Origin of the sequence: Faecalibaculum rodentium (genome assembly GCF_001564455.1) — a bacterium.
GTDB lineage: Bacteria > Bacillota_I > Bacilli_A > Erysipelotrichales > Erysipelotrichaceae > Faecalibaculum > Faecalibaculum rodentium.
Genome location: NZ_CP011391.1, coordinates 755,213 through 770,042, shown reverse-complemented (window position 1 = coordinate 770,042; position 14,830 = coordinate 755,213). Strand labels below are relative to the sequence as shown.

At 52.6% G+C, this 14,830-nt stretch carries 7 protein-coding genes, 2 tRNA genes and 2 rRNA genes; 2 read left to right on the top strand and 9 right to left on the bottom strand.

The window, feature by feature from the left end; translation table 11 throughout:
- Positions 1-188 precede the first annotated feature (188 nt).
- Positions 189-749: a hypothetical protein gene (locus tag aalo17_RS03835; RefSeq protein ID WP_067555804.1), complete on the top strand. Its 561-nt coding sequence runs from the start codon at positions 189-191 to the stop codon at positions 747-749.
- A gap of 128 nt (positions 750-877) precedes the next feature.
- Here aalo17_RS03835 and aalo17_RS03830 read toward each other — a convergent pair.
- The 6 genes from aalo17_RS03830 to pulA all read right to left on the bottom strand — a co-directional run bounded on the left by aalo17_RS03830 (position 878) and on the right by pulA (position 8,111).
- Positions 878-953 (bottom strand) — tRNA-Ala (locus tag aalo17_RS03830).
- Between the two features lie 6 nt (positions 954-959).
- Positions 960-1,046: transfer RNA gene (locus tag aalo17_RS03825), tRNA-Leu, on the bottom strand.
- A 158-nt stretch (positions 1,047-1,204) separates the two neighbouring features.
- The gene (gene nrdD / locus aalo17_RS03820) at positions 1,205-3,154 is read right to left on the bottom strand and encodes an anaerobic ribonucleoside-triphosphate reductase (RefSeq protein WP_082743227.1); all 1,950 of its coding nucleotides are present in this window, start codon (positions 3,152-3,154) and stop codon (positions 1,205-1,207) included.
- Entirely contained in the window at positions 3,151-4,257 is a 1,107-nt protein-coding gene (locus tag aalo17_RS03815) for a MarR family transcriptional regulator (RefSeq protein ID WP_158507703.1), read from the bottom strand. The genes nrdD and aalo17_RS03815 overlap by 4 nt, the downstream gene beginning before the upstream one ends.
- Positions 4,258-4,403: 146 nt before the next feature.
- The gene (locus tag aalo17_RS03810) at positions 4,404-5,915 is read right to left on the bottom strand and encodes an IMP dehydrogenase (protein ID WP_067555797.1); all 1,512 of its coding nucleotides are present in this window, start codon (positions 5,913-5,915) and stop codon (positions 4,404-4,406) included.
- 96 nt (positions 5,916-6,011) lie between these two features.
- On the bottom strand, positions 6,012-8,111 hold the full coding sequence (gene pulA, locus aalo17_RS03805; RefSeq protein ID WP_236940505.1) for a type I pullulanase: 2,100 nt from the start codon (positions 8,109-8,111) through the stop codon (positions 6,012-6,014).
- Positions 8,112-8,394: 283 nt separating this feature from the next.
- On the opposite strand from pulA, the gene aalo17_RS03800 reads away from it, so the two are divergent.
- Positions 8,395-9,765 (top strand): class II fumarate hydratase, encoded by a 1,371-nt coding sequence (locus aalo17_RS03800; RefSeq protein WP_067555791.1) that lies wholly within the window; start codon positions 8,395-8,397, stop codon positions 9,763-9,765.
- A 15-nt stretch (positions 9,766-9,780) separates the two neighbouring features.
- Here the strand turns inward: aalo17_RS03800 and cls are convergent, their stop codons facing one another.
- From cls to aalo17_RS03785, 3 genes are all read right to left on the bottom strand, one after another.
- Positions 9,781-11,313, bottom strand: coding sequence for a cardiolipin synthase (cls, locus tag aalo17_RS03795; protein WP_236940504.1), 1,533 nt, complete (start codon positions 11,311-11,313; stop codon positions 9,781-9,783).
- A gap of 214 nt (positions 11,314-11,527) precedes the next feature.
- Positions 11,528-11,634, bottom strand: a 5S ribosomal RNA gene (gene rrf / locus aalo17_RS03790).
- Positions 11,635-11,729: 95 nt separating this feature from the next.
- Positions 11,730-14,613: ribosomal RNA gene (locus aalo17_RS03785) — 23S ribosomal RNA — on the bottom strand.
- Positions 14,614-14,830 lie beyond the last annotated feature (217 nt).

Sequence of the window (14,830 nt, the reverse complement as noted above, 5' to 3'; positions counted from 1 at the left end):
CCGCCATTCCCCGGGTTTGCGAATCCACCCTGCTCAATGCCAGACTGGCCGCCGCTTCCCAAGCCGGTTCTGAAAGTCCGGACAATCCGGCATTTCTCAGGATACAGGGGGATCGGCCATCAAGGTCAGGGAATTGCCGGGTTTCTCCGGTATTCCCTACCATAAAGACATGGAAGGAAGGATACCACATGTTCCTGAACCTTGTATTGCTGCTGATACTCACTGTTTTCATTTTACACAATGTCGCAAAAGCCAGAAAATACACTCTCTTCTCCAGCTGGCACAATCTGTTTGTACCGTTGTATTCAGTTGTCCTGTTTTTCATCACCATGAAGTGGGAGACCGGGGATCTTCAGCTGCTGGCGGTGCTCACACCCATCGCCCTGTTCGCTGGCTGGCTGGAAACCCGGGATGTCCGGATCCGGGAAAGCACCTCCCGGAAAACAGGCAAACGGATCTATGAAATGCGGCGGGGCATCCCCTATACAGCGGGCTCGACATTGACCTTTGTCCTGGGAATCGCCATCCATGCCTGGCAGGCACATGCACAGATTCTGGATATGTTTTCCGAAGCGATCTGGGACAACATTCTGGAAGAAATCAATCCCCTGTCATTGTTTACCACGACTCACACCTGGTATATCTGGTTTCTGAGTGGCGTTTCTTCCATTGTGTTTCTGGTGATTCTGCGTATCAAAGCCAGAACCATGTCCATTGAACATATTCACAGTGAAGAACTGCCGATATGATCATCCAGCCAGGAGTCAGCCGGAATCAGTCTCCGGTTTGGCTGCAGGAAAGTCTGACAGTCCCAATCACGGATGACCTGTATAAAAAAAGAGCCTTTAGGTGCTTGACCTGAAGGCTTGTTTTCGCATGGTGGAGCGTAGGGGGTTCGAACCCCTGACCTCTACGCTGCCAGCGTAGCGCTCTCCCAGCTGAGCTAACACCCCATGCTATGGTGCCCAGAACCGGACTCGAACCGGTACGACATTGCTGCCGGCAGATTTTGAGTCTGCTGCGTCTACCAATTTCGCCATCCGGGCGGTGCTCATTCATAATACCAAAGCATGCAGGGTTCGTCAACACTGAACAGAGAAAAACCGGAGAACACAGGAAATGGAAAGCCCCCTGCGGGCTGTGAGAGAATCCGGCATCTGCCGGTCCTCTCACCTTCCTCTTTTACTGGACCTTCGTCAGGAATTCAGATCATATACACCTTCCGGTCCTGATATTCCTGCTTTTTCGCTTTGTTGACCTGGCTGAGAGGTCGATAATACCCGGAAACACGAATCCATACCTCTGCTTCTGTCCGACAGACAGGACAGCTTTCCTGTCTGCCGGAAGAAAATCCATGCCTGGGACAAACCGACCATGTGGGGGAAAATGCAAAGACAGGCAGGAAGCTTTTCTCCTGCAAACGTTTTTCCAGAAGAGCGAGTTCCCGGCTGCCAAGCTTACTGGTGTAGGGGATGCTGAAAAAACAGCCGCCGGAAAAGAACTGCTGCAGTCTCTCCTGAATCCTGACAGCTTCGAACAGGTCATCGGTCGCATCGACAGCCAGCTGGGAGGAATTTGTATAATAGGGAGCTTCGGCAGTACCCGCCGTTCTGATTCCCTGACAAGTCTGCAGATCCAGCTCCGCCAGCCGCTGAGATACACCTTCTGCAGGTGTAGCCATGAGCACAAACCGGTCAAGGCTGTCAGTGATATCTCTGAGAAACTGCAGTACTTTGACTGCAAATGCCTGCCCGCGTCCGGACCTGAGATCCTGGTGGATAAAACATGCATTCTGACAGGCTTCATTCATGCCGATGACACCGATGGCACAATAGCCGCTGTCCAGAGATTCCAGATATCCCTTTGTGCATGGATACAGACCGCTGTCGAAAAACCGCCGGATCACCTGCCTGCGTGTTTCCAGGATCCTGGCCGCAAGTCTGGCAGTTTCCTCCAGTTTCCGGAAAAAGCTCTCTTCATCCCGGCTGCTCCAGGCAATTCTGGGGAGATTCAAAGTCACAGCCCCAAGACTGCACCGGCCCCCTTCCCAGGAGAAAAAGCCTTCCATCGGCGGACTGTTTCTTGCAAAGACAGGATTTCCATATCGGGCAGCAGCCTCAAAGATTTCGCGTTCCTCTGGACAGGCCCGGTCGATGCGGATCACTGGAATTGGAAAGGGGAACCCCCGGCCTTCTGTATCTCCATCCGCAAGAACGCTGAAGAACGCCTCCCGGATCATCTGCATTTCCGGCTCACAGTCCCCATACCGGATTCCACTGTCAGGGTCCGCCTCTGCATCTTTCCACTCCCGGGGCACACAAAGATCGAATACCACATTGGAGAATGCCGGCTGTGTCCCCCAACGGCTGGGGGTGTTCAGGCCATAGACCAGGGTTTCCATTGCACTCTTGACCTGTTCAGGCCGCAGGCCGTCTTTTTTCACGAAAGGAGCAAGGCAGGTATCAAAATGACTGATCGACTGGGCTCCGGACCATTCATTCTGCATGATGGTAATGAAATTCACCAGCTGGGCACAAAGTGCGTTGAGATGTCTCGGGGGTCGGGAAGATATCTGTCCCCTGACATGGAGCCCCTTTTGAATCAGACCCCGAATGTCCCAGCCTGCACTGCCGGGTGCCAGCATTTCCAGATCATGGATATGGAGCCATCCATCGTTGTGCGCCCGGGCTGACTGTTCATCGAATATGGAACCCAGCCAGTAATGACGGGTCACTTCCCCTGAATTGGAAAGCATCAGCCCGCCCAGAGAGTAGACGGCATCCATTTCCTGACTTCCTGTGGATTCAGGACGCTCGAGATAGGATTTTGTCAGTGAGGCATACCGGCTGGAGCTGTCCTCAAGAGCCCGTACATGTTCTCTCTGTTTCCGGTAAAGAATATAGGCCTTCGCAGCCTCCGCATATCCGGCCAGAGACAGGATCCGTTCTGCACTGTCCTGGATCTGTTCCACAGAAATCCGGCCGTCCGACACTTTGGGCATAAAATCTGCACTCACCCGGAGAGCCAGCATCTGCAGAATGCTGCGGTCGGGAACATCCCCGAGGCTTGCAAATGCCTTTTCCATGGCTTTCATGATTTTTCCCACATCAAATGCCACAGCTGTGCCATCCCGTTTTACCACCTGCCAGTTCACTTCTCCAGCCTCTCTTTCCAGTCTCTGTAGCCGTGTTCATCCATGGGACCGAGGTTTGGATCCACACACTGTTCTGTCCTTTTGTGATTGATGACACGAATGTGATCCGCATCCGCCAGAAGTGCAGCCAGCTGTCCGGGATCCGAATCCTGGAACCAGCTGTCGTCCACTTCCAGAACTGCATCCCAGGATATTTCTGCATTCCCCAGCAGTTTCAGGCTTCTGGTCAGGGGCCCCGGATCAAAGGACTTCAGCCCGGCACTGGCTGCATAGTGCCGCAGGTCGTTGCGGATCTCCAGAGAAACTTCCTGTACAAGTCCCTCCTGCAGACAGCAGGCCAGGGGGTCAGGAAACAATCCGTTGGTTTTGATTCGGACCGGAATATGCTTGTCTTTCAGATCCCTGAGAAAGGAAATCAGACCATTCTGCAGGAATGGTTCACCGCCTGTAATCACGATGCCATCCACAAATCCGCTTCGACGGTCGATCTCCTCCCGGATGCTGCCCGGATCCAGAAGCCGTGCATCTTCCGGCAGCATGATCCGTGACCTCTGTTGACAACCCGGGCAGCGGAAATTACAGCCTGTGACGTGCAGGACCATGGCAAGCCGCCCTGGCCAGGCCCGGGCTGAGAGACGTTCCATACGATAGAACAGGAGCGGCATGCTTTGTGTGTTGGAAGCGACAATCGCATTCTCCACCAGAGCCCGGGTCTGTGACAGAAACAGCGGTACCTCCCCACAGGGAATCGCTGTCATCAGGTGATTCCACCAGTCACGGCGAATGGCATAAATCTGAGCAATCACGGTTTTCGCAAGATCTGTGGTATAGAGATGACGCAGCCGCTTGTCAGTCCTGGACAGAGAGGATTCTATGTATCCCTGTGCTTCCAGCTTCTGTACATTTTTCGTTACGGTTCCTTTGTCGTACTGACCCTGGTTGACGATCTGGTTGGCGGTAATGCCTTCACCTTCATAAATCATCAGCAGGACGGGCAGCTGTGCGTAAGTCAGGTTAAAGGGCTGCAGCTGCCTGTCATAATACTTCTGTGTTGCTCTGGACAGTATGTTCAGGTCCAGCAGCAGATCTGTATGAGCATCCATCAGCATTCATTTTACCGGATTCTCTTCCAGTACGGTATGGGCAGAACAGCTCCAGAGCGGACCGGGTCATGCGAAAACATAAAACAGATCTGTTTTGCGATCACACGAAACAGATCTGTTGAATGAAGGGATGAACCTGCTGTTGTTCACATCGGCTTGGCGTTGACGTTTTCGTCACGCACAATGACATCATGCGCACCGCCTTCCACGATGCTGGTTCCTGAAACAAGGGTGACCTTGGCATTTTCCATCAGTTCCGGAATTGTGAGGCATCCACAGTTGCACATGGTGTGGCGAACCTTTGACAGGGTCAAGCCAACATTTTCCCGGAGGCTGCCGGCATAGGGGACGTAGGAATCCACACCTTCGACAAATGACATCTTTCCTTCGCCACCGACGTCATAGCGCTGCCAGTTGCGGGCACGGGCGCTGCCTTCTCCCCAGTATTCCTTCATGTAGTTACCGTTGACTGTGACCAGGTTGTTCGGGGCTTCGTCAAATCTGGCAAAATATCTGCCCAGCATGACAAAGTCTGCACCAAAGGCCAGCGCCAGCGTGATGTGATAATCGTGTACGATTCCGCCATCGGAACATACCGGAATGTAGACCCCGGTTTCGCGGTAATACTCGTCACGGGCCTTTGCGACTTCCAGCGTGGCTGTTGCCTGACCCCGGCCAATGCCTTTCTGCTCGCGGGTGATACAGATGGAACCGCCGCCAATGCCGACTTTGATGAAATCGGCGCCGGCTTGGGCAAGAAAGCGGAAACCGTCCGCATCCACAACATTTCCTGCACCGATTTTTACGGTATCTCCATACTGTTCACGGACCCATTTCAGGGTCTCGGCCTGCCAGCAGGAATATCCTTCGGAGGAATCGATGACCAGGACATCTGCTCCCGCTTCCACCAGAGCCGGGATCCGTTCCCTGTAATCCCTGGTATTGACGCCGGCACCGACCACGTACCGTTTGTCGGCATCCAGCAGTTCGTTGGCATATTCCTTGTGGCTGTCGTAGTCTTTTCGGAATACAAAAGACACAAGTTTCTGGTTTTCATCCACGATCGGGAGCTGATTGAGCTTGTGATCCCAGATGATGTCGTTGGCTTCTGACAAGGTGATGCCGTCTTTGCCCACAATCAGCTTTTCGTACGGGGTCATGACATCTTTGACCAGCGTGTTCCGGTCGATCCGCGATTCTCTGTAATCGCGGCTGGTCAGAATTCCCACCAGGGTACCGTTTCTTTCGCCATTGTCGGTCACCGCCATGGTGGAATGACCGGTCCGGTTGCGAAGGGCAATCACATCCGCAATCGTGGCATCCGGAGAGATGTTGGAATCACTGTCTACAAAACCGGCTTTGGTGCTCTTCACCTGCCGCACCATGGCTGCCTGACGTTCAATGGGCTGCGACCCGTAGATGAAGGCAACACCACCTTCCCTTGCCAGGGCACAGGCAAGCTCCGGTCCGGACACCGCCTGCATAACGGCGCTGACCAGGGGAATTTTCATGGTAACGGCCGGTTTTTCTCCTTTTGAGAATTTCACCAGGGGTGTGGAGAGATCAACATGATCAGGGGTGCAGTCAGGTCCGGTGTATCCGGGGACCAGAAGATATTCACTGAAGGTGCGGGATGGTTCTTTAAAGAATTTTGCCATGGTTCCTCCTTTTTGTTCCAGCTGTTTTACTGATTATCATAAAAGGCCGCCGGCAGTCCGTCAAGGATGTCGGCGGATTCAAGTCTTGCGTGCAGGTCAGCCGCCAAGCTGGCAGATCACAACGGAATACGGTGCGATCACAAGATTGCTGGTATATTCCTGGTTTGAATCTCCATTGTCAAACAGGACATGACCGAGTTCATGGATATCATACTGGAACCAGGAGCCGGTCGGATTGAGAAAACTGATCAGGCTGTCTGCATCCTTACTGGTTCGATACACCAGACACTGTCCGCTGATGGTCTCAAATTTCACCTGATTTGCGATTTCCTGGGCAGTCCGCAGCCGCAGGGAGGGATGCTGCTTCCGAATTTCAATCAGTCGCCTGGTATCCCGTACGATGCTGCTGTGCCGGTCCCTGCGGTGATAATCCATCTGATTGATGTTGTCGCCGCGATTATAGGTATTTCCGACGCCTTCTTTCGTCCGGCCGAATTCCTGTCCGGCATGAAGGAATGGTACACCCTGCGAGAGCAGAACCACTGCATTCGCAAACACCTGCCGCTTGTCGCGAAGGTCACTGCCTTCGCCATGACAGGCGACTTTGTTTTTGTCCCACAGCGTGTGGTTATCATGGCATTCCACGTAATTGATGGCTTTTTCCGGGGAATCATACCGGTGCTCGTTGCATGAGGCTGCCATGACATTCATGACATCAGACATTGCCCCGATGTTGCCGCTTGCAAACCCTTTCTGGCCGAGGTCTCCGTTCGAGCCCCGGATGGTATCCCGGAACCGATCGGAGAAATGACCGACGTCAGGCATCTTTGCCTGGTTCTCCTGCGTGGCCCGGATTTCAGGAGGGACAAAGCTGGGCATATTCCAGCCCTCGCCATACACCATAAAGCCGGGTTTGATCCTGCGGCATTCTGCCGCGATTTCATTCATGAGGTTCACATCGAGGATCCCCATCAAATCAAAGCGGAAGCCATCGACGTCATACAGTTCCACGATTTTTCGGCAGGTGTCCACAAAGTACCTCCGGCTCATCATGGGCTGCGTGTCAATATCGTTACCGCAGAACGACCCGTTGGAAAACTCGCCGTTCTGGTTCATCAGAAAATAGTAGTACGGAACAAGACGCTCCAGGGCAAACTCTCCTTTGTTGTACACATGATTGAACACGAGGTCCAGATTGACCCGCAGACCCGCTTTATGCAGTTCATGGACAAGACCGGCGAATTCCTGCACCCGTTCTGCTCCGCGGTCGGGATTGAGGGAATACGATCCTTCGAGGGTCCGGAAATGCATGGGATCATACCCCCAGTTGTAATAGAGCCCGGGGTGCGATTCATCCACACTGCCGAAATCGAACACCGGCAGGAGCTGAACATGTGTCACACCGAGGGTTTTTAAATAGGAAAACCCGGTCCGTCGGCTGCATGCCGTGGGACTTTCCTCGGTGAATCCCCGGAATGTGGAGGGATGCTGGACCCCTATGTTGTTTGCGCTGGTCATATCCCGGACACTGGCTTCATATATGATCGCATCTGTATTGCTTTCCAGCGGCGGCAGAGGAATCCGGTCAGGAAGATTCAGGGTGGAGGGATCAACGACGATGGAATACTTGCCGTTGATGCCGCCAAAGAATGAATAGGGGTCCACAGATTCCTGCCACTTTCCGTTGCAGCGGATCATGAAGGAATACCTTGCCTCGTTCCAGTCACCTGGAATACTGGCTTCAAACACCCCATTGAGTTTCCGTTCCAGTTCCTGGCTCACAGAACGGGATCCCTGTCTCAGCGAAACAATGATCCGATGAGCCGTGGGGGCCCACAGGCGGAACACAACGGCTTCTTTTGAATATACGGGGCCCAGTTCACCATCAAAGTCATAGTCTGACGCAAACTTCGGCGTTTTTGTAATATGCGAATAAACGGCGGGTGTCTTCTGACAGTGTTCATCGTATACATAATATTCCTCTCCCACTTCGATTGGTTCCCGGGGAGTCAGAACGGAATGTACATAGCCGTTCGGCAGTTCAGATCTGGTCACCAGGTCCAGTTCAATGATCCGGTCTCTGGAGTCCTTCAGGTGATAAAAGCGGCTTTTACCGCCAAAAAAATTATTGGATTTATAAATATTTACTTTGTCAAAATCGTCAAAATACGCTTCAAATGGTTCACGCATTCGCATGGATTGTTACCTCCCACAGACAGTTCAATGATAACACGTCATATCGTTACGACGAAACCGACGTAGACAGACATTCTAAATATTCCAATTTATGACACGATAAACAGCATTTATCCGGGATATCTCAAATCGATGAATCATTACCCCTGGATTTGTATCCCGGTTTCCTCTATTTGCAGACCCTGTTCCCGCTGGCTGGATACGGTATACTGATACAGGAACTGACTGCAGAACCGGGATCAGTCGTGCAGTCGGTCCGGAACATACTGAGAGGAGTCTGGTTATGAGAATTGAAGAAGATGTACTGGGAACAATAGAAGTAGCAGATGGCTGTTACTGGAAGTCGCAGACCCAACGGTCTCTGGAAAACTTTCCGATCGGGAAAGAAAAAATGCCCGAACCACTGATTCGTGCCTTCGCATTGCTGAAACTGAGCTGTGCAAGGGCAAATCTGCGTTCAGGCATCATCACTTCTTTCCAGGAAGCAGCCATTGCCCATGTTTGCCGACGAATCCTGGACGGAGAGCTCAGGGATCAGTTTCCTCTGTCTGTCTGGCAGACGGGATCCGGCACACAGACCAACATGAATCTCAATGAAGTCATCACCACGCTGGGAAACCAGTTTGCGGGGACTGACATACTTCATCCAAATGATGTGGTCAACGCTTCCCAGAGCAGCAATGACACGTTTCCATCCGCCTTGCATATTATGGCAGTCATGGAAATCAAAGACCGCCTGCTGCCTGCACTGGAAACAATGGCAGAGTGTCTGCGCACCCTGGAATCGCGGTTTGCGGGAATCATAAAAATCGGCCGTACCCATCTGCAGGATGCCACTCCCCTGTATCTCTCCGGAGAGGTTTCGGGATGGCGCAGCATGATCGAGCATTCACAGCATCAGATTCTCGATACTCTGCCCTATCTGCAGGAACTGGCAATCGGAGCCACAGCTGTCGGTTCCGGAATCAACTCCCCGGAGGGATTCGATGTACTGTTCTGCCGGATTCTGAGCCGGGAAACGGGTATAGACTTCCGGCCGGATCCCAATAAATACCATGCCCTGACCTCCAAAGACGCCTGTGTGTTTCTGTCAGGAGCCCTGAAGGGACTGGCAGCCAACCTGATGAAGATCGCAAACGATATCCGCTGGCTGGCCTCCGGTCCAAGATGCGGGATCGGGGAACTCATCATCCCGGCAAATGAGCCGGGGTCCTCCATCATGCCCGGCAAGGTGAATCCGACACAGTGCGAAGCCGTAACCATGGTGGCTCTTCAAGTCATGGGCAATGATGCGTCTGTCGGCATGGCTGCCAGTCAGGGAAATTTTGAGCTGAATGTGTTCATGCCTCTGATAGCGGAAAACCTGTGTCAGTCCATCCGTCTTCTTGCAGATGCATCCGATTCCTTTACCCGGCGCTGTCTGTCAGGGCTGGAAGCCAACCGTCCTGTCATCGAATCCAATCTGGAGAACAGCCTGATGCTCGTGACTTGCCTGAATCCTGTGATTGGGTACAAGAAAGCCGCCCGGGCGGCCCGGACGGCGCATGAACAGGGTATTACGCTGAAGGAAGCCATACTGTCCCTTGGATATCTCTCGGGTGAAGAATTCGATGAATATGTGCAGCCGGAGAAAATGGTGCATCCTCTGTCGTGAGTGCTTTGCGGGCTTTCAGAGAATCGGACTGAACAGTTTCAGGACATCGCGGTAAAAGCGTACAGATCCTTTGACAGCCTGGCATTCAGCCATCGTCACTTCATGTGAGACTTCGAACATGGATTCGAAGTCTTTTTTGATTTCCCGAATACAGTCGGTTTTACGCATCCAGATGCCACACTCGTAATTGATGTAATAAGACCGGCTGTCCATGTTGACTGTTCCGACCAGGGCGTTTTCGTCGTCGCTCAGGCATACTTTTCCATGAATGAATCCAGGTGTATATTCGTATATTCTGACGCCTGCCCGTATCAGAGGTTCGAAATTGGATCGGGTGACCGCATAGACCATTTTCTTGTCCGGGATACCAGGAACGAGAATACGGACATCCACACCGTTGGCTGCCGCCAGTTTGATGGTTGCGATCATTTCCGCATCTATGACCAGGTAGGGAGTCGTGATCCACAGATATTTGTTGGCAAGATTGAACATATTCATATGCATGTTTTTGCCGGTATCGTTTTCATCAGTGGGGGCATCGAAGAAAGGAATCACGAATCCGGTCTGTTCCGGGTTCCGGAATTCTGTGTCCGGGAGAACATAATCCGCATACCGTGTATTCCGGGCAGCCTGGTAGTTCCAGATCTGCAGGAAGGAAATCGTAAACTGTTCCACTGCCTTACCTCTGACTTCTATTCCCATGTCTTTCCAGTAGCCGAACCGTTTTTTCATATTGACGTATTCATCCGCGATATTGATACCGCCGGTAAAGGCCGTCTTTCCGTCAATGACAATGATTTTTCTGTGATCCCGGTTGTTCATCTGCATCGCCAGCTGTGGTTTGAGCGGATTGAAGACATGTGTCTTGATTCCCTGAGACTCCAGCCACTGGTCGTAGTCAGGCTGCATATGGGTAAAGGCACCAAAATCGTCGTAGATGAATCGGACATCGACGCCTTCTTTCGCCTTTTCAATCATGACTTTGAGAATGGAATCCCACATACGTCCATTGTCGAGAATGAATGTTTCGACAAAAATAAACTTCTCTGCCCTGGCCATTGCCTCAATGATTGCCTGGCATTGTTCCTGTCCGGTTGGAAAATAACGGACCTGGCAATGTTCATAGACCGGAAAAAATCCATTGGTCCAGGCCATGGAAACCATTTTATCCAGAACCTGATCTTTGCCGGTGGCTTTGAGGGTCTGCATGTTCTGTCGGGCATATTGTTTATAGTCTGCATATGCCTGGCGGTCTTTGATCATCAGTGCCTTGGGTATTTTCTTGGAGCCGAAAAGCAGATACAGAATTCCGCCAAAGACCGGAAGGGCGAGGATGACAAAAATCCAGAGCAGACGGGAACTGGAGTCCTGATCCTTCCCGGCTATGACGATGGCGACAATGGCTGAGAGAATCACCATCAGGTAATAAATCAGAATAAACTGCCTGGAGAAATAAAACAAAAACAGGAGCAGTATCAGTGCCTGAATGATCAGACCGGATACAACATAAAATGCCTTAGATTTGAAGAAACGGATTATTTTTTTCACAGGACCTCCTTTCCGCATGCTGTCCTTCCATGGATCTGTCGGCTCTGTGAGATCTGTCCGCCTTTCTGTACCTGTCCGGCGCATCCTCTTGCGAATTGCTGAAGTCCGGATGGTCAGGCTGATGAAGGCTTGAGAACAGCTGTAAGCTGCAGTTCAGCGAGCTTCACATCAAGATACAAAGAAAGCCACCTTCCCGTAAGGAAAGCGGCTTTCTGAGTGGCCATTTGTTATTTTTGCCTTTCGGCTATCGTCACCGTCTCTGAGCTTGACTTCTGTGTTCGGGATGGGAACAGGTATTTCCTCAGCACTGTGATGACCACATCTTCCGGAATCGTCTCTTCCAGGTCGCTCCCTGAAAACCATACTCGATATGTCTTCCGTTTCCTGTCTTTCCGCAAAGCTGCGGGCTTCTTCTTTAGATCAAGTCCTCGACCGATTAGTGCCAGTCAACTCCATGCATCTCTGCACTTCCATCCCTGGTCTATCCACCTCGTAGTCTTCAAGGGGTCTTACTTCTCTTTCAGAATGGGAGATCTCGTCTTGGGTCCGGCTTCGTGCTTAGATGCTTTCAGCTCTTATCCGTTCCCTGCTTGGCTACCCAGCTCTACCATTGGCATGATAACTGGTGCACCAGCGGCAGGTCCATCCCGGTCCTCTCGTACTGAGGACAGCTTCCCTCAGATCTCCGACGCCCACAACAGATAGGGACCGAACTGTCTCACGACGTTCTGAACCCAGCTCGCGTACCGCTTTAATGGGCGGACAGCCCAACCCTTGGAACCGAATCCAGCTCCAGGATGCGATGAGCCGACATCGAGGTGCCAAACCTCGCCGTCGATGTGAACTCTTGGGCGAGATCAGCCTGTTATCCCCAGGGTAGCTTTTATCCGTTGAGCGACGGCCCTTCCATTCGGCACCGCCGGATCACTAATCCCGACTTTCGTCCCTGCTCCAGTTGTCTCTGTCGCAGTCAGGCACGCTTCTGCATTTGCACTCTTCAGTTGGTTCCCATCCAACCTGAGCGTACCTTTGGGCGCCTCCGTTACTCTTTGGGAGGCGACCGCCCCAGTCAAACTGCCCGCCTGGCACTCTCCCCTGTCCCTCTCGGCACACGGGTTAGGGCCCCATACATCCAGGAGTGGTATCCCACCGGCGACTCCACCAATACTTGCGTACTCGCTTCCAAGTCTCCCACCTATCCTGTACATGGCTGTCCAGGACCCAATACCAGGCTGCAGTAAAGCTCCATGGGGTCTTTCCGTCTAGTTGCGGGTAACCTGCATTTTCACAGGTACTAAGATTTCACCGAGTCTGCTGCCGAGACAGCGCCCAAATCGTTACACCTTTCGTGCGGGTCAGAACTTACCTGACAAGGAATTTCGCTACCTTAGGACCGTTATAGTTACGGCCGCCGTTCACTGGGGCTTCGGGTCACTGCTTCACCTCGCGGTTCACAGCTTGCCTTAACCTTCCAGCACCGGGCAGGTGTCACCCCCTATACTTCGCCTTGCGGCTTCGCAGGGAGCTGTGTTTTAGTTAAACAGTCGCTTGGGCCTTTTCACTGCGGCTCTTTCGAGCGCCCCTTCTTGCGAACGTACGGGGCCATTTTGCCGAGTTCCTTGGCAACAGTTCTCTCGCTCACCTTCGCATCCTCTGCGCGCCCACCTGTGTCGGTTTTGGTACGGGCCGTATATGCATTTCCACTAGAAGCTTTTCCTGGAAGCTGACTCGATGCGCTTCGCTACTCGCCTTCCGCTTTCGCTTACCCGTCACGCTCTGGTTTCCGTATCCGGATTTGCCTGGATACCACCTGCTTCGCTTGGCCCTCAATCCAGTAAGAGGGTCGCATCTGCCTTCTCCGTCACTCCTTCGCTCCATATACGGGTGCAGGAATCTCCGCCTGCTTTCCATCCGCTGCGCCTTTCGGCCTCACGTTAGGTCCCGACTTACCCAGGGCGGACGAACCTTCCCCTGGAATCCTTGGGCTTTCGGTGTGCAGGATTCTCACCTGCATCTCGCTACTCACACCGGCATTCTCTCTTCCATGCTGTCCATATGCCGTCTCCGTCATACTTCTTCCTGCATGCAACGCTCCCCTACCACATATACTTCCATATACATCCGCAGCTTCGGTACCTGGCTTAAGCCCCGGTACATTTTCGGCGCAGGGCCACTCGACTAGTGAGCTGTTACGCACTCTTTCAAGGATGGCTGCTTCTGAGCCAACCTCCTAGCTGTCCGTGCGTCCCCACATCCTTTTCCACTTAGCCAGTATTTTGGGACCTTTGCTGGCGGTCTGGGCTCTTTCCCTCTCGACCATGGACCTTATCACCCACAGTCTCACTGCCGGATTCCTCCCAGTCGGCATTCGCAGTTTGATCGCATTCAGTACCCCGGGATGGGGCCATCATGCGTTCAGTGCTCTACCTCCGTCTGTCATCCTCCGACGCTAGCCCTAAAGCTATTTCGGGGAGAACCAGCTATCTCCGGGTTCGATTGGAATTTCTCCCCTAGCCACAGGTCATCCGCTAACTTTTCAACGGTAGTCGGTTCGGTCCTCCACAGAATTTCACTTCTGCTTCAACCTGCCCATGGCTAGATCACCCGGTTTCGGGTCTGCTCCATACTACTCTTCCGCCCTCTTAAGACTCGCTTTCGCTTCGGCTCCGTCCTTTCCGACTTAACCTCGCACCATGGAACAACTCGCCGGTTCATTCTACAAAAGGCACGCCATCACCCTTTGACGGGCTCTGACTTCTTTCAGGCACACGGTTTCAGGTTCTCTTTCACTCCGCTCCCGCGGTTCTTTTCACCTTTCCCTCACGGTACTCGTTCTCTATCGCTCACACTGTATATTTTGCCTTGGCGGATGGTCCCGCCTGCTTCCGACAAGATTTCTCGTGTCCCGCCGTACTCAGGATCCCGTCTCATGCGTCTAACACTTCGCTTACGAGGCTTTCACTCTCTCTGGCTGTACTTCCCTGTACATTCTGCTGTGTCTTTCCCACTCTTTTGACGGTCCTACTACCCCGGATCTCTCCGGTTTGGGCTTCCTCCCCTTTCGCTCGCCGCTACTCGGGGAATCACTGTTGTTTTCTTTTCCTCCGGGTACTTAGATGTTTCAGTTCCCCGGGTACCTCTCCCTTTCGGGATGACAGCCTTCTGGCTGCCGGGTTCCCCCATTCGGACACCGACGGGTCTTTGCCTCCTTACGGCTCACCGTCGCATTTCGCTGTTTGGCACGTCCTTCTTCAGTACAGTGTGGCCAGGCATCCTCCCTGCGCCCTTCCTTGCTTGATCTGATTCTCTCAAACGTTTTTCGTGCTTTCTTCGAGATATTTTTCTCAGAACTGTTTCTTCTCTGTTCTTTTCTTTCTCTCAGTTTCTTTCTATTTCTCCACAACTTTACTTCAGACCTTCTGTTGTCTTTCATATCGTTGTACGGTTTTCAAAGATCGACCCTGGAAGACACTCTTCCAAAACCGGACAGGAACCACTCTGCTCTTTTTCCTTTTCC